This is a genomic window from Streptococcus australis ATCC 700641, from assembly GCF_000186465.1.
GTDB classification, from domain to species: domain Bacteria; phylum Bacillota; class Bacilli; order Lactobacillales; family Streptococcaceae; genus Streptococcus; species Streptococcus australis.
Genome location: NZ_GL636091.1, coordinates 1,526,417 through 1,541,706 on the forward strand (window position 1 = coordinate 1,526,417; position 15,290 = coordinate 1,541,706).

The 15,290-nt window shown below is 42.2% G+C and carries 19 protein-coding genes and 1 riboswitch; of the genes, 18 read left to right on the forward strand and 1 reads right to left on the reverse strand.

Annotated features, from left to right (window positions below; all coding sequences use genetic code 11):
• From HMPREF9421_RS07080 to HMPREF9421_RS07110, 8 genes are all read left to right on the forward strand, one after another.
• A complete protein-coding gene (locus HMPREF9421_RS07080) occupies positions 1 to 198 on the forward strand; it encodes a twin-arginine translocase TatA/TatE family subunit (protein ID WP_006596334.1) in 198 nt (65 codons plus the stop codon).
• Positions 199 to 452: 254 nt separating this feature from the next.
• Entirely contained in the window at positions 453 to 578 is a 126-nt protein-coding gene (locus HMPREF9421_RS11105; protein WP_255216908.1) for a hypothetical protein, read from the forward strand.
• A gap of 56 nt (positions 579 to 634) precedes the next feature.
• The gene (locus HMPREF9421_RS07085; protein ID WP_006596336.1) at positions 635 to 1,195 is read left to right on the forward strand and encodes a sugar O-acetyltransferase; all 561 of its coding nucleotides are present in this window, start codon (positions 635 to 637) and stop codon (positions 1,193 to 1,195) included.
• A complete protein-coding gene (locus HMPREF9421_RS07090; protein ID WP_006596337.1) occupies positions 1,192 to 1,914 on the forward strand; it encodes an alpha/beta fold hydrolase in 723 nt (240 codons plus the stop codon). The genes HMPREF9421_RS07085 and HMPREF9421_RS07090 overlap by 4 nt, the downstream gene beginning before the upstream one ends.
• A gap of 179 nt (positions 1,915 to 2,093) precedes the next feature.
• Positions 2,094 to 3,077, forward strand: a complete 984-nt coding sequence (guaC, locus tag HMPREF9421_RS07095) for a GMP reductase (protein WP_040803046.1) — start codon at positions 2,094 to 2,096, stop codon at positions 3,075 to 3,077.
• Positions 3,070 to 3,165: riboswitch (purine riboswitch) on the forward strand. (Overlaps the previous gene by 8 nt.)
• Before the next feature lie 75 nt (positions 3,166 to 3,240).
• Entirely contained in the window at positions 3,241 to 3,822 is a 582-nt protein-coding gene (locus tag HMPREF9421_RS07100; RefSeq protein WP_006596339.1) for a xanthine phosphoribosyltransferase, read from the forward strand.
• Positions 3,822 to 5,084, forward strand: coding sequence for a nucleobase:cation symporter-2 family protein (locus HMPREF9421_RS07105; RefSeq protein ID WP_006596340.1), 1,263 nt, complete (start codon positions 3,822 to 3,824; stop codon positions 5,082 to 5,084). Before HMPREF9421_RS07100 ends, HMPREF9421_RS07105 begins: the two co-directional genes overlap by 1 nt.
• Positions 5,085 to 5,200: 116 nt before the next feature.
• The gene (locus tag HMPREF9421_RS07110) at positions 5,201 to 6,547 is read left to right on the forward strand and encodes an MATE family efflux transporter (RefSeq protein ID WP_006596341.1); all 1,347 of its coding nucleotides are present in this window, start codon (positions 5,201 to 5,203) and stop codon (positions 6,545 to 6,547) included.
• A gap of 38 nt (positions 6,548 to 6,585) precedes the next feature.
• On the opposite strand, the gene HMPREF9421_RS07115 is transcribed toward HMPREF9421_RS07110, so the two are convergent.
• Positions 6,586 to 6,768, reverse strand: coding sequence for a 4-oxalocrotonate tautomerase (locus HMPREF9421_RS07115; protein WP_001117401.1), 183 nt, complete (start codon positions 6,766 to 6,768; stop codon positions 6,586 to 6,588).
• A 430-nt stretch (positions 6,769 to 7,198) separates the two neighbouring features.
• Between HMPREF9421_RS07115 and HMPREF9421_RS07120 the strand changes: the two genes are divergently transcribed.
• The 10 genes from HMPREF9421_RS07120 to HMPREF9421_RS07165 all read left to right on the forward strand — a co-directional run bounded on the left by HMPREF9421_RS07120 (position 7,199) and on the right by HMPREF9421_RS07165 (position 15,289).
• Entirely contained in the window at positions 7,199 to 7,783 is a 585-nt protein-coding gene (locus HMPREF9421_RS07120; protein WP_006596342.1) for a thymidine kinase, read from the forward strand.
• A 21-nt stretch (positions 7,784 to 7,804) separates the two neighbouring features.
• Entirely contained in the window at positions 7,805 to 8,284 is a 480-nt protein-coding gene (locus tag HMPREF9421_RS07125; RefSeq protein ID WP_006596343.1) for a GNAT family N-acetyltransferase, read from the forward strand.
• A gap of 9 nt (positions 8,285 to 8,293) precedes the next feature.
• Complete coding sequence (prfA, locus tag HMPREF9421_RS07130; RefSeq protein WP_006596344.1) at positions 8,294 to 9,373, forward strand: peptide chain release factor 1; 1,080 nt, start codon at positions 8,294 to 8,296, stop codon at positions 9,371 to 9,373.
• A complete protein-coding gene (gene prmC / locus HMPREF9421_RS07135) occupies positions 9,373 to 10,209 on the forward strand; it encodes a peptide chain release factor N(5)-glutamine methyltransferase (RefSeq protein ID WP_006596345.1) in 837 nt (278 codons plus the stop codon). Before prfA ends, prmC begins: the two co-directional genes overlap by 1 nt.
• Complete coding sequence (locus HMPREF9421_RS07140; protein WP_006596346.1) at positions 10,196 to 10,807, forward strand: L-threonylcarbamoyladenylate synthase; 612 nt, start codon at positions 10,196 to 10,198, stop codon at positions 10,805 to 10,807. Before prmC ends, HMPREF9421_RS07140 begins: the two co-directional genes overlap by 14 nt.
• Positions 10,797 to 11,228: a GNAT family N-acetyltransferase gene (locus tag HMPREF9421_RS07145; protein ID WP_006596347.1), complete on the forward strand. Its 432-nt coding sequence runs from the start codon at positions 10,797 to 10,799 to the stop codon at positions 11,226 to 11,228. Before HMPREF9421_RS07140 ends, HMPREF9421_RS07145 begins: the two co-directional genes overlap by 11 nt.
• A gap of 11 nt (positions 11,229 to 11,239) precedes the next feature.
• Positions 11,240 to 12,496, forward strand: a complete 1,257-nt coding sequence (gene glyA, locus HMPREF9421_RS07150) for a serine hydroxymethyltransferase (RefSeq protein WP_006596348.1) — start codon at positions 11,240 to 11,242, stop codon at positions 12,494 to 12,496.
• 8 nt (positions 12,497 to 12,504) lie between these two features.
• A complete protein-coding gene (locus HMPREF9421_RS07155) occupies positions 12,505 to 13,479 on the forward strand; it encodes a nucleoid-associated protein (RefSeq protein ID WP_006596349.1) in 975 nt (324 codons plus the stop codon).
• Positions 13,479 to 14,081: a lysozyme family protein gene (locus tag HMPREF9421_RS07160; RefSeq protein WP_006596350.1), complete on the forward strand. Its 603-nt coding sequence runs from the start codon at positions 13,479 to 13,481 to the stop codon at positions 14,079 to 14,081. The genes HMPREF9421_RS07155 and HMPREF9421_RS07160 overlap by 1 nt, the downstream gene beginning before the upstream one ends.
• A gap of 194 nt (positions 14,082 to 14,275) precedes the next feature.
• Positions 14,276 to 15,289, forward strand: a complete 1,014-nt coding sequence (locus HMPREF9421_RS07165; RefSeq protein ID WP_006596351.1) for a DUF1002 domain-containing protein — start codon at positions 14,276 to 14,278, stop codon at positions 15,287 to 15,289.
• Position 15,290: the final 1 nt, after the last annotated feature.

The window sequence follows — 15,290 nt, forward strand, 5'->3', positions numbered from 1 at the left end:
ATGGGAATTTTACGTGATATCGGTGCACCAGGACTGATTATAATTATCCTGGGAGCCCTCTTAATCTTTGGACCAAAGCGTTTGCCTGAGTTAGGACACTCGCTTGGAAAAATGTTCTCTGAATTCAAGTCAGCTGTCAACAATGGCGCTCCTGAAAAAGAAGAGGACAAAGAAAAGACGGATAAGCTCGAAGAATAATAGCTTAGCTTTCATAATATTTTCTGACAGAACTATCTTTTGTTCTTTCATTTTCAATAATAGTAAAAGCAGGAGTAGATAGTTAAAACGATATCTGAGTAAGAATCCTGCTTTTTATTATTTTTGAACCGTCTGAAAATTTTTGTAAATTACAAATTGAAAACAAATCAAGTTTTGATAGCGTTTTCCTTGAATCTAAAATAGGCCAGGAGTATAATAGAGGGTGGAAAAAGTACATTAAATAGGAGTGTGTCATGATGATCATTAGTGTGATTTTTGCTGTAGCTTACTTCTTGCTGATTGCCCTTGTTGCGGCTCTTGTTTTCCGAGCGATAGGAAAAATATTTGAGCTCTTCGATGGCTACCTGATGTACCATTAAGAGATAAACAAGTCCACTCACTATGAGTGGTTTTTTACTATAGAGCGGAGATAATTATGAAAACGGAATATGAAAAGATGATTGCTGGCGAGTTTTACAGTCCCATGGATCCAGAATTGAGGAAGTTGGCAGAAGAAGCTCGGGCCAAGCAATATGCCTTTAACCAGGAAGCAGATGGAGAGAAGCGGAGTCAACTCATAAAAAGTTGGTTCGGGTCTACTGGAGAAAATCTATCCTTGCATCCCTTCTTGGCTTGTGATTATGGGGTGAATATCCACTTGGGTGAAAATTTTTATGCCAACTGGAACCTAACCATGCTGGATGTCTGCCCAATCAGGATTGGAAAGAACGCCATGATTGGCCCCAATTGCCAATTTCTCACGCCTCTCCATCCGCTAGATCCATATGAGCGGAATTCAGGAAAAGAATATGGAGCTCCGATAACGATTGGAGACAACTTTTGGGCGGGGGGTGGAGCTATCATTCTTCCAGGCGTTACCTTAGGCAATAATGTTGTCGTTGGAGCTGGTGCAGTGGTGACCAAATCCTTCGGGAATAATGTAGTCCTAGCTGGAAATCCAGCCAGAATCATTAAGGAAATAGAGGTGAAAGAATGAGGTTTTACTTTATCGGAGGTCTCGGAAGTAACGAAAATCATATAACCGAATTCGCTCACTGCTTTCCATACCCCATCACCTATCTAGATCCCTATAAGGTAAAACTGGAATCTGCAAACCATTTAGTAGATTGGTTTAAAGCGCATGTGGATACTAATGAAACTACTTGCATCATTGCCCATTCACTAGGTGGAGATTTGGCTCGATACCTAGCATCCAAGATACCGCAAATTACACACCTGGTTCTGCTAGATGGTGGCTATCTTGACATGGACCAGATCTTACCACTAGAGCAGGAACTTGAAGAGACAGTCGCCTATCTGAAGCATCAGGTATTTTCATCTCTAGAAGAAGCGGTTGCGAGTGAACTTGGAGATACGGACAATCCTTCGCCAGCGACTATAAAGGCCATCCAAGCCAGTTATCGTTGGAATTCTGACCTCCATCATTATGAACTGGATTTAGATCCACAAGTTATTCTTACCTTGCTGAGACTCAGACGGAACCTCCGATCTTTTCAAGTTCCTCTCACAGATACCAAGGCCTTATTCATTGGTCCTAAATACAAGGAAGAACCCACTTGGAGAGCTAAAGCCCTTGAGACATTAGATCCCTCTATCAAGAAGGTACTCTTAAAGGATCTCGGTCACGATTTTTATACAGCAGTCCCTAAGCTTGTCAGCAAAGAAATCATCAATTGGGTTGGCGTTTGTTCATAAATAACTCATATATAGAAGTTGTTCTAAATAATCGTCTAGTAATTTCCGAACATTAATTATATAATCAGCATTCTAATTGAATCGACTCCGTATCTTTGTTATAATCTTGAATGGAAACGTCGGAAGGCGTAGTGATGACCTATCACGATTTAAAATTTAGAAACGAGATTTCAATCCGTATGTTAAACGAATTTCCAATCTTTGATTACGAAGATATTCAATTAATCCCTAACAAGTGCATTATCAAAAGTCGTGCAGAAGCTGACACCACAGTTCAGTTTGGTAAGCACACTTTCAAGTTGCCAGTCGTACCTGCCAACATGCAGACCATCCTAGATGAGGACGTAGCTGAGCAACTGGCTAAAGGGGGCTATTTTTACATTATGCACCGCTTTGACGAAGATGGACGTATTCCCTTTATCAAACGTATGCACGATCAGGGATTAATCGCTTCTATCTCAGTTGGAGTAAAAGACTATGAGTACGACTTTGTGACTCAACTCAAGGACGATGCCCCTGAATACATCACCATCGATATCGCTCACGGTCACTCAGATAGTGTCATCCAAATGATCCAGCATATCAAGAAGGAGTTGCCAGATACCTTTGTCATCGCAGGAAATGTCGGAACACCTGAGGCCGTTCGTGAGTTGGAAAATGCTGGAGCGGATGCTACCAAGGTCGGGATCGGTCCTGGTAAGGTCTGCATCACCAAAGTGAAGACTGGCTTTGGTACTGGCGGTTGGCAGTTAGCAGCCCTTCGTTGGTGTTCAAAAGCAGCTCGCAAGCCGATTATTGCGGACGGGGGGATTCGGACGCACGGAGATATTGCTAAATCCATTCGTTTTGGTGCCAGCATGGTCATGATTGGCTCACTCTTTGCAGGCCACATTGAAAGCCCAGGGAAAACCGTTGAAGTCGATGGGGAATCCTTCAAAGAGTATTATGGATCTGCTTCTGAGTACCAAAAAGGGGCCTATAAAAATGTTGAAGGTAAGAAAATCCTCCTACCAGCCAAAGGTCACCTGCAAGATACCTTGACGGAGATGGAGCAAGACTTGCAAAGTTCTATTTCCTATGCTGGAGGTCGCAAGGTTGCTGATCTCAAGCATGTCGATTATGTCATCGTAAAGAATTCTATCTGGAATGGTGACTCTCATTAAAACTACAATTACTTATTTATCTTGCGGATTGGCGCAAGGTCTCTACAAGGTGCCGGAACACCTAACAATAAGTAAGTCTTAGATTGATCCAGGAATACTTGGATTCTGTAGAGGCTTACTTGGTAAGTCTCTATTTTTTGTTCCAAACTGTTTAGGAGAAAACATGAAATTATTAGAAGAACGCATATTGAAAGACGGAAATGTCCTGGGAGAGAATATCCTCAAGGTCGATTCCTTCTTGACCCACCAAGTGGATTACCAGTTGATGAAAGAAGTTGGGAAGGCTTTTGCGAATCGATTTAAAGATGCTGGACTGACTAAAGTTGTCACCATCGAAGCTTCCGGAATCGCTCCTGCCCTCTATGTGGCAGAAGCTTTGGAACTTCCTATGATCTTCGCTAAAAAAGCCAAGAATATTACCATGAATGAAGGGATTTTGACAGCAGAAGTCTATTCCTTTACCAAGCAAGTGACCAGTACCGTTTCCATTGCTGGCAAGTTTTTATCACCAGATGATCGCATCTTGATCATTGATGACTTTCTAGCAAATGGCCAAGCTGCTAAAGGCTTGATCCAGATTATCGAACAAGCTGGGGCACGTGTAGAAGCAGTTGGAATCGTCATTGAAAAATCCTTCCAAGAAGGCCGTGGACTGTTAGAAGAACTCGGCTACCCTGTTGTATCCCTAGCTCGTTTGGACCGTTTTGAAAATGGTCAAGTTGTATTCAAGGAGGCAGACATCTAATGCAAAAGCAAGAAAATCATTCACAGGCAGCCATTCTAGGCTTGCAGCACCTATTGGCCATGTATTCGGGTTCTATTTTAGTACCGATTATGATTGCGGGCGCTTTGGGCTATAATGCCCACCAACTAACCTATCTGATCTCTACAGATATCTTTATGTGTGGGGTAGCCACCTTCCTGCAATTGCAGTTAAACAAATATTTTGGGATTGGTCTACCGGTCGTCCTCGGGGTGGCCTTCCAGTCCGTGGCACCTCTTAGCATGATTGGGGCTAGCCATGGTAGTGGGGCTATGTTTGGAGCCTTGATTGTTTCCGGGATTTACGTCGTTCTGGTCTCAGGTTTCTTCTCTAAAATTGCCAACCTCTTCCCATCTATTGTGACAGGATCTGTCATTACCACAATCGGTTTGACCTTGATTCCAGTTGCGATTGGGAACATGGGAAACAATGCAGCAGAACCAACGGTTCAAAGTTTGTTTTTGGCCGTGATTACCATTCTCATCATTCTCGTGGTTAATATCTATACGACAGGCTTTATCAAATCCATCTCTATTTTGATTGGGTTGATCGTTGGGACAGCTATTGCAGCTTCTATGGGCTTGGTGGACTTCACGCCCGTGGATCAGGCCCCTATTCTTCATGTTCCAACACCGTTCTTCTTTGGAGCTCCTAAGTTTGAAATCACCTCAATCGTTATGATGTGTATCATCGCAACTGTTTCAATGGTGGAATCGACTGGTGTTTATCTTGCACTTTCGGATATTACAAAAGATCCAATTGATAGCACGCGCCTCCGTAATGGCTACCGCGCTGAAGGGTTGGCCGTACTTCTCGGTGGTATCTTCAATACCTTCCCTTACACTGGATTCTCACAAAACGTAGGCTTGGTGAAATTGTCTGGTATCAAGACTCGTCTTCCAATCTACTATGCAGCTGGTTTCCTCGTTCTCCTTGGTCTCCTTCCTAAGTTTGGAGCTTTGGCACAAATCATTCCAAGTCCAGTACTTGGTGGAGCCATGCTGGTTATGTTTGGTTTTGTATCTATTCAGGGGATGCAGATTCTGGCTCGTGTCGATTTTGAACACAATGAGCACAATTTCCTCATCGCAGCTGTATCGATCGCAGCAGGGGTAGGATTGAACAACAGTACCCTCTTTAATGGCCTACCAAGCGCCTTTAAAATGTTCTTTGCAAACGGAATTGTTGTTGCCAGTGTCTTGGCTATCATTCTGAACGCCATCTTGAACCATAATAAAAAATAATCTAAAAAAACTGAGGATCCGTTAGATCTTCAGTTTTTTAATTTTTTTGACATTTAAGGAGACATATAGTAGAGTGGTAAGAGAAAATTTCACCATGATAAGAAGAGAGTCCTACCATGTATCTAACCCATCATTTTAAAGAGCGCTTGCGCTTGTTTATCAGTCTATTTATCCCTCTCCTGGTCTATCAACTTGCCAACTACTCTGCTAGTTTTGTGGATACAGCCATGACGGGACAATACAATACCTTAGACTTAGCTGGAGTCTCGACTGCCACAAGTCTTTGGAATCCCTTTTTTACCTTTTTAACAGGGATTGTGTCAGCTTTAACACCAATTATCGGTCATCATTTAGGGCAGGGCAATAAAAAACGAATTGCTTCTGATTTTTATCAATTCATTTATCTCTCTTTTATGATGGCTGTCCTCTTGATCGCTTTTGTCTTGCTGATTGCACCGATTGTCCTAAGAAAAATTGGTTTAGAAAGTGTCGTAGCTGGGATTGCGACCCATTATTTAGCCTTTCTCTCTCTAGGAATTTTGCCCCTCTTACTCTTTAGTGTGGTCCGTTCCTTGCTGGATACCTTGGGCCTCACTCGCTTATCCATGTACCTCATGCTCCTCTTATTGCCTTTGAATGCTAGTTTTAACTACATGTTGATCTATGGTGCTTTTGGACTACCTGAGCTAGGAGGAGCAGGAGCGGGACTAGGGACATCCTTGGCCTACTGGGTCCTTCTCATCATTGCTTTTTTGATCCTCTTTAAGCACCCTAAAGTAGCTATCTACCAACTATGGAAGATTCAACCTCTCAATCTCAAAGAGATGAAAGAGACGATTCGATTGGGCTTACCGATTGGTGGAATTGTGTTTGCTGAAGTGATTATTTTTTCTTTAGTCGGCTTGCTCATGGCTAAATTCCCATCTATGACTATTGCCAGTCACCAGTCGGCCATGAATTTTTCAACTCTCATGTACGCTTTTCCAGCTAGCATCTCCAATACCATGGCTATTATTGTATCCTACGAGATTGGGGCTGGTCGTCCCGATGTCGTTCGTCAATATTGCAGGATTGGACGATGGACAGCCTTTGGGTTTGCCTTTTTTACCCTTTCTTTTCTTTATTTATATCGCTATCAAGTGGCAGGACTCTATGGAACTGACTCAAAATTTATTCATCAGACAGCCATTTTCATGACCTATAGCCTCCTTTTCCAAATAGCGGATACGGTCGCAGCACCGATTCAAGGGATTCTTCGGGGTTACAAGGACACTACCGTTCCCTTCCTACTTGGTGTCTTTAGTTACTGGTGTGTCTCTATTCCCTTGGGGATCTTTTTAGATCATGTCACTAACTTAGGTCCGTACGCCTACTGGATTGGTTTAATTTCGAGCATTGTCGTTAGTGGTATTTGTTACCAAATGCGACTATGGCAGATTCAAAAGAAATACCAAATTTCTTAAAAACAAAAACAACCAGAATGCGCTTCTGGTTGTTTTGTTTATTTAGTGCGCATTTCACCTTGGGGGAAATAGGTTCCTTCAGGCATATCATTGATAATGACATGAACTGCAGATTGGGGAGCACCTGTATTCCGAACGACAGCCTCGGTTACTTCCTTGGCCAAAGCTTTCTTTTGTTCCAAGGTGCGCCCTTCGAATAAATCAATACGTACAAATGGCATTGCATCACCTCCTTCATAAATCTTAATCTTATTTTATCACATTTTACATAAAAAGGAGGAGTCTATGTAGATGCTACTAGTATAGATTCAATAACCATATAAAAATTTTTTACCAATATTTAGTACTACCTACTTACATAGCTTCAGGAATTATGGTATAATTAATTTGTGAGAAGTGGTCTCTCACCATGCGTTTGTCATTTTGTCAGGGAAATGATAGACGCTTTTTTTATTCTCAAATTAGGAAAAATATGTGGCAACCAAGTTAAATTTTTGCGTGATTGAACAAGAGAAATGAAGGCTCTATAGGATTCCGAATCATCTTCCTGAGAAAGCTTCCCATACAATGGAGAGTCTTTCTATAAGTTGCCCTAATTTACGGCCCGTGTTATAATATAATGAAACACATTTTAGAGAGATCAGAAGGAAAATGGCACAATTATATTATAAATATGGGACGATGAACTCGGGGAAGACCATCGAAATTTTGAAGGTGGCCCATAATTATGAAGAGCAAGGTAAAAGCGTGGTCATCATGACCTCTGCGATCGATACGCGCGATGGATTTGGAGTTGTTTCTAGCCGGATTGGTATGAAACGGGAAGCCATCGCAATTGAAGACGAGACAGATATCTTCGGTTATATCCAAAGTTTGGAAGAGAAACCCTACTGTGTCTTAATCGATGAAGCTCAGTTTTTGAAACGTCACCACGTCTATGATCTTGCCAGAGTCGTCGATGAACTAGATGTGCCTGTCATGGCTTTTGGCCTCAAAAATGATTTCCGAAACGAACTCTTTGAGGGTTCTGAACATTTGCTGTTGCTAGCGGACAAGATCGAGGAAATCAAGACTATCTGCCAATACTGTTCTCGAAAAGCGACCATGGTCTTGCGCACGCAAGCCGGGAAACCTGTCTATGATGGAGAGCAAATCCAGATTGGTGGGCATGAGACCTATATCTCGGTTTGCCGCAAACATTATTTTAATCTGGACATTCCAACTGAAAGCGTCTAGAACGTTTTAGAGAGGATAAAAATGTCTATTTGTTTAAAATATATTACAATAGAGAATTATTTTGACGTTTTAAATCTAGAAGTTCATCCAAACCAAAGGAATTTTATTGCATCCAATTCCATTAGTTTAGCTGAAGCCTATGTATATGATAAAAATGGTGATTTTATAGCTCCCTTAGCAATTTATGATAAGGAAGTATTAGTTGGTTTTGTTATGATTGCCTATGACCAGAAAATTGGGATCAGCAAGGGGAACTACTTGTTATTTCGTTTTATGATAGATAAGCGATTTCAAGGTTTAGGCTATTTTAAACCAACTATGGATGCAGTCATTGACTTTGTTCGAACAGAGCCAGCTGGAAAAGCAACAAGTCTTTGGTTATCATATGAACCAGAAAATAAACATGCGAGATCTTGTTATCTCCATTATGGATTTAAAGAAACTGGCCAAGTCATAGAAGACGAAATTGTAGCAATCTATGATCTAACAACCAAGAATTAAGGAGCAAACATGAATATCTATGATCAACTACAAGCTGTGGAAGACCGATACGAGGAGTTAGGAGAGTTATTGAGTGACCCAGATATGGTCTCTGATACCAAACGCTTTATGGAGCTTTCAAAAGAAGAGGCTTCCACTCGTGACACGGTGACAGCCTACCGAGAGTACAAACAAGTCCTTCAAAATATCGTTGATGCTGAAGAAATGATCAAGGAAGCAGGCGGCGATTCAGATTTGGAAGAAATGGCCAAGCAAGAGCTCAAAGACGCCAAGGCTGAAAAAGAAGAGTACGAAGAAAAACTAAAGATCTTACTTCTTCCAAAAGATCCAAACGATGATAAGAACATTATCTTGGAAATCCGTGGAGCAGCAGGAGGAGACGAAGCCCAGTTGTTTGCTGGTGACCTCTTGCAGATGTATCAAAAATACGCGGAAAGTCAAGGCTGGCGCTTTGAAGTCATGGAAGCTTCCTACAATGGCGTTGGCGGGATCAAAGAAGTAGTGGCCATGGTATCTGGTCAATCTGTCTATTCAAAACTTAAGTACGAATCAGGTGCCCACCGGGTACAACGAGTTCCTGTGACGGAAAGCCAAGGTCGTGTCCATACATCGACAGCAACCGTTCTAGTCATGCCAGAAATCGAAGAAGTTGAATACGACATTGATCCAAAAGACCTTCGGATCGATATCTACCACGCATCTGGTGCGGGTGGACAGAACGTCAACAAGGTCGCAACAGCCGTTCGTATCGTCCACTTACCTACTAACATCAAGGTAGAGATGCAGGAAGAACGGACGCAACAGAAGAACCGTGAAAAAGCCATGAAGATCATCCGTGCGCGTGTGGCTGACCACTTTGCTCAGATTGCCCAAGACGAGCAGGACGCTGAGCGTAAGTCTACTATCGGTACTGGTGACCGTTCAGAGCGGATCCGGACTTACAACTTCCCTCAAAACCGTGTGACCGATCACAGGATTGGCTTGACCCTTCAAAAATTGGATACCATCTTATCTGGTAAATTAGATGAAGTGGTCGATGCTTTAGTCTTGTATGATCAAACACAAAAACTAGAAGAGTTGAACAAATAATGTTGTTGGGACCATTATTAGCCCAGTATGAAGAAGCATTAATAGCCGTTGGAGAGGAAGCAGAAAGCCTCTCCTTCGCATATCGTGCTTTAAAAAACTGGACCTTTACAGACTTTGTCCTTGCCTTGCAAAAAGAAGTGGAAGTAGAGGATCAGGCCTTACTTGATTCCATCTTTGAGCAGTTGAAACAGCACATCCCTGCCCAGTATATTATTGGGAGCGCCGACTTTTGTGGCCATGTTTTTACAGTTGATGAGCGAGTGCTAATTCCTAGACCTGAAACGGAAGAATTGGTTGCACTCATTCTTGAAGAAAACGACGGGGAACCCCTACGAGTTCTGGATATTGGAACAGGAAGTGGTGCCATTGCCATTAGCTTAGCCCTTGCTAGACTTAACTGGCAGGTTCAAGCTAGTGATGTGTCAGAAGAGGCTTTGGAGCTTGCTCAGGAAAATGCTAACCAGCTAGAAGCAGTCGTTGATTTCAAAACTTCAGACGTTCTGGACCAGATAGCAGGTTCCTATGACCTGATTGTGTCCAACCCTCCCTATATCTCTCGGGATGATCTAGAAGAAGTCGGAGCCAATGTATTAGCCTCTGAACCCCACTTGGCTCTCTTTGCAGATAGAGACGGCTATGCCATCTATGAAAAGATTGCTCAGCAAGCACCGAATGTATTAACACCAGATGGAAAAATCTATCTAGAAATCGGTTATAAGCAAGGTAAGAAAGTAAAAGAGCTCTTTCAAGAGGCTTTTCCCAACAAACGAGTTCGCGTTCTGAAAGACCAATTTGGACAGGATAGAATGGTGGTGGTGGACAATGGATCTATTTGAGAAAGAATTAGAAGCTGGTTATGCAGTTGTCTTACCGACTGAAACTGTCTATGGGCTCTTTGCCAAGGCCTTGGATAAAGCAGCGGTTGATCAGGTCTATGCTCTAAAGCAGCGCCCTCGCGAGAAGGCTATGAACCTCAATATTTCCAGTGAAGAGGGAATTCGATTTTATTCGAAGAATCAACCACCCTATCTATCAAAACTAATCGCAAGTTTTTTACCAGGCCCTTTAACCATCATCCTTGAGGCTAATGAAAAGGTTCCAGCTTGGATCAATTCTGGAATGGCTACGGTTGGCTTTCGCATGCCAGCCCATCCAAAGACGTTGGAATTAATTCATAAAACAGGTCCCTTGATTGGACCTTCTGCCAATCTCTCAGGGAAAGCTAGTGGAACCCAGTGCCAGCAAATTCTTAAGGAACTTGGCCATGGAGTTTTAGGACTTGAAGATGATAGCTTTCTAACTGGGCAGGATTCAACTATTCTTGACCTCACGGGTCCTAAAGCTCGCATCTTGCGTCAGGGGGCCATTACACGTTCGGAGATTTTTCAGCGTGTACCAGAGATTCCTTTCGAGGAGGAAGAAGATGTTACGTAACCTGTTATTAACAGATGTGGAAGCTTTGTGTCAGATTAACGAGCAAGCATTAGGCTACTCTTTTTCTACTGAGAAAACAGCCCAGCAACTAGCTAAACTAACTAAAGATGCTCACCATTTTTTCATCGGGTTTGAAGATAGCGTGACCCAACAACTGCTTGGTTATGTTCATGCAGAAATTTACCAGTCACTTTACTCGGATCCAGGTTTTAATATTTTGGCCTTAGCCGTTTTGCCCTATCAACAAGGCAAAGGGATTGGTAAAACCTTGCTTCAAGGTTTAGAAGTAGAAGCCAATCAACGTGGGTACGCTTTTATTCGCTTGAATTCTGCAGATTACCGCACCGAAGCTCACGCCTTCTACGAACATGTCGGTTATAGCTGTGATAAGCTACAAAAACGTTTTATAAAATTTATTTAAGGAGAAGACCTATGATTTTTGACAAAGAAGATTACAAAGCCTATGATGCGGCTTTATGGGATGCGATTGCAAAAGAGGAAGAGCGCCAACAAAACAATATCGAGTTGATCGCTTCTGAAAACGTGGTCTCCAAGGCTGTTATGGCGGCACAAGGGTCTATCCTGACCAATAAATACGCAGAAGGCTATCCGGGTCGTCGTTACTATGGTGGGACTGATGTCGTAGACGTCGTCGAAAACCTGGCCATCGAACGCGCTAAGGAAATTTTTGGGGCTAAGTTTGCCAATGTTCAACCCCACTCAGGTAGTCAGGCCAACTGTGCTGCCTATATGGCTTTGATTGAGCCTGGAGACACTGTTATGGGAATGGATCTGGCTGCAGGTGGGCATTTGACTCACGGAGCTTCTGTAAGCTTCTCAGGGCAAACTTATAACTTTGTATCTTATAGCGTAGATCCGGAAACAGAACTCTTAGATTTTGACGCTATCTTAAAACAAGCCCAAGAAGTCAAGCCAAAGTTGATTGTAGCAGGTGCTTCAGCCTACTCTCACATCATTGATTTCTCAAAATTCCGTGAGATTGCAGATGCAGTAGGGGCTAAACTCATGGTCGATATGGCCCATATAGCTGGGTTGGTCGCTGCAGGTCTTCATCCAAGCCCAGTTCCTTATGCTCATATCACGACTACGACGACTCACAAAACTCTTCGTGGCCCACGTGGCGGCTTGATTTTGACAAATGATGAAGACTTGGCGAAAAAGATCAATTCTGCCATCTTCCCTGGTATCCAAGGAGGACCACTGGAGCACGTCGTTGCAGCCAAAGCCGTTGCTTTCAAAGAAGCCCTCGATCCAGCCTTTAAAGAATATGCCGGTAACGTGATTAAAAACAGTCAGGCCATGGCTGATGTCTTTTTACAAGATCCTGATTTCCGTGTCATTTCAGGCGGAACTGAGAACCACCTTTTCCTTGTTGATGTGACTAAAGTCGTTGAAAATGGGAAAGTGGCGCAAAACTTACTGGACGAGGTCAACATTACCCTCAATAAGAACTCCATCCCTTACGAAACCTTGTCTCCATTTAAGACTAGTGGGATTCGAATTGGGGCGGCAGCCATCACCGCTCGTGGTTTTGGTGTAGAGGAAAGCCGTACTGTGGCTGAACTGATGATCAAAACCTTGAAAAACGCAGATAACCCAACTGTATTAGAAGAAGTGCGTGGCCAAGTCAAATCCTTGACGGATGCCTTTCCACTTTATGAGGACTAAACCATCTTATGGATATTTACGTAAAGAAAGCCATCATTCATCAATTCAGCCCAGATGATACAGAACTCTATTTAGCAGATAAATTCCTCAATATTACACCAAAAATTGAGGAATACTTGCGTAAAAAGATAGAACGGGTCTATTCTGATGAGGCCAAGACCGGCATTTTTGAGGAAGATCATCCATTCCTTGAGATGATCACGGATGATCTGCTAGAAACTTCAGTAGCCGTAGCCAACCGCTGGAAAGAAGAATTTATCGTATCTGAGAATCAAAAGACCAACGATTTGGTGTTCATCCAATTCTCAAAAGAAGGAGTCGACCACTTTGCCTTTCTTCGGATTGCCTTACGGGAAACCTTGACCCATCTTGGGGGAGAAGTAGACAATCCAATCAAGCTGACACAAAACAATCTACCTGGTTTCGGAACGGGTGCCGATGAAGCTTTGGTGATCAATCTTCAAAGCCGCAAGTACCATTTGATTGAAAAACGAATCAAGTACAATGGGTCTTTCTTAAACTATTTCTCTGAGAATCTCCTCCAGGAGCAACCCAAGATTTCACCTAAAAAATCGATCAAAGAAATCGAAAAAACGGCCCAACGGATTGCTGAGAATTTCCAACAAGATGATTTTCAGTTCCAATCCAAGGTCAAAACAGCTATTTTCAATCAATTGGAAGAAGAGAATGAACTGTCACCTGAAAAATTAGCCAATGATTTGTTTGATAACAACCTAACGGCTCGACTCAGTTTTGTCGATCAGGTGAAAGAGACTATTCCAGACCCTGTTCGCTTCGATGAGATTGATGCCAGTCGCCAATTGAAAAAATTTGAAAACCAAAAACTCTCCCTTTCAAACGGAATTGAGCTTTTGGTCCCTAACCATGTTTACGAAGATGCTGAATCAGTAGAGTTCATCCAGAATGAGAATGGGACCTACTCGATCCTCATCAAGAATATAGAGGACATTCAGAATAAATAATGATGAAACGAATAATAAAAGTTTTCTTTTGCCTCTTGCTCGTCTTTTTCATATACAAGGGCTATCAGATACACCGGGATGTCAAGCAGGTCATGACTTATCGTACCTTAGTGCGTGAAGTACTGGCTGAAGAAGATACCGGTACGAATGAAGACCTGATTCTTGCTATGATTTATACAGAGACCAAGGGCAAGGAAGATGATGTCATGCAGGCCAGTGAAAGTGCAACCGGCCAGACAAATTCCATCACCAATAACAAAGAAAGTATCCGGCAAGGGATTCAAACCCTCTCTGAGAATCTGCGAAAAGCAAAGGAGAAGGGTGTTGATCGTTGGACTGCTGTCCAGGCTTATAATTTTGGACAAGATTACATTGAATATGTAGCTAAAAATGGCGGGAAAAATAGTCTTGAATTAGCCCGTAAATACTCAAAAGAAGTGGTTGCACCGAGTCTTGGAAATGTCACTGGTAAGACCTATCTTTATCTCCATCCTATTTCATTTTTACATGGCTCAGAGCTCTACGTTAATGGGGGAAATTATTATTATTCACGTCTCGTTGAAATGAATCAGTTCATCATGAAACTCTTTTTCTGGTTCTAATACAAACAATCACTCTAAACAAGGGAAGGATCCCTTGTTTTTTTATGGAGAAAACTGTCATCTGTTTTTAAAGAAGCTGTAAGGCAGTCTTAAGATAAAAAGGATAAACTAAAAAGGAGGCAAAGGGATAAAACCTGCTTCCTTTTTATTGTCCGAAAACGTATTAGTATTCTAGAAGGGGTTATTGAGAAAGTATGAAACCAGTCAGAAAATTTATTGGATTCTTTATCGCAAGCTGGTTTGCACTCCTTGCAAGCTCTTCAACAGTTTTTGCAGACGCAACCATTCAGAAAGTCATTGATCAAAAATATAGCCAACCTGACTATGTCATTGGCTCATCATTGGATGAATTTCAAGTCAAGCAAACCCTCAGTCTCTTGATGTATAACGAAGAAAAGGAGAAGGAATGGAAAACCATGAATCCTTCTGCTTATACAAGTTTTACTATTGATGAGAACGGAGATCATTATTCCTCCGTTAAACTACAGAAACAAGCCAAGAAAGCGCCTATTAGCGTGCACATTGTCACTCCTCAAAATATAACAGAAGTAACAGCGGATATGCATCGCAATGCACTGACCACTCTTGGGCTAGAGCATGCGGATATCACGATTGCGTCTCCAATAGAAGCATCAGGCCTGAGTGCCCTTGCAGCGGTAGCATACTCCCTTGAGCAAAATGGTAGCACCATATCTGATGAAAACAAAACATTTGCTCAGGAAGAATTATCCCTGCTTGCAACCATCTATAAAGACAGTGCCCGTAAAAAAGACTTTCATGAAGATAAACTCAATGTAGCTGTCATCGATCTTAAAATCGCAGCGCTAACAGGAAGCAATCAAGACAAAAAGCTCGAGAAGAAAGATTTCCAAAAACTGGTTTCAAAGATTCTAAAAAACTACCAACTAGAGGACGCTATAACGGATGAACAAACCAAACAATTAGTTGATTTTGCTAGTAAGCTTTCTAATAGTCAGCTAAGCTCTGATAAAAACCTTGTCAAGTCCCTCAAAGCTCTAAAACAGGATATCATTGAGAAAGCAGGAGATAGCTTTAATACGATTGATACCAAGCTCAATACAGAAACACTACTGAAAGAAACCAACAAGCTTCCTTTGTATCCTATGATTGGACTGGGAGTCCTGGTTCTCCTTGGAATCGGATTAATGGTTTATCATGTTCATCGTCATCAAATCAAGAAGAAATAAA